Raw genomic sequence first — 530 nt, 5'->3', positions numbered from 1 at the left:
CACCCGGCAGACCGCCCCCGTCAGTGCGTGTTTGGCGGCACTTCCAATGCCCTGGACTTCCTGCCCCTTGACCGTTCCGGCAACCGCCGCTTTATCCCCGTCATGGTGTACCCGGAGCAAGCCGAGGTTCACATTTTGGAGGACGAAGCTGCTTCCAGAGCCTATATCGAGCAGATGTGGGCAGAAGCGATGGAGATTTACCGAAGCGGCAGGTTCAAGCTGGCTTTCAGCCCCGCCATGCAGCGCTATCTCAAAGAACACCAGCGGGATTTTATGCCGGAGGACACCAAAGCCGGGATGATACAGGCGTATCTTGATAAGTACACCGGGAGCATGGTCTGCTCCAAGCAGCTCTATAAGGAAGCCTTGAACCATGCTTTTGACGAGCCGAAGCAATGGGAAATCCGGGAAATCAACGAGATTATGAACCAGTGCATTTCCGGCTGGAGGTACTTCCCGAACCCAAGAATGTTTTCAGAATATGGCAGACAAAAGGGCTGGGAGCGTGAAAACCCGGCAACGGACTCCGG

1 protein-coding gene is annotated in these 530 nt (G+C 55.5%); it reads left to right on the top strand.

Annotated features, from left to right (window positions below):
- Window positions 1-530, top strand: a 530-nt coding sequence (locus DW720_RS15520; RefSeq protein ID WP_243099743.1) for a virulence-associated E family protein, incomplete at both ends; no start/stop codon positions are given.

Origin of the sequence: Clostridium sp. AM27-28 (genome assembly GCF_003480955.1) — a bacterium.
Lineage (GTDB): Bacteria > Bacillota > Clostridia > Lachnospirales > Lachnospiraceae > Otoolea > Otoolea fessa.
Note: the sequence above shows the minus strand (reverse complement) of the source record. Positions and strands in the feature narration are given on the sequence as shown.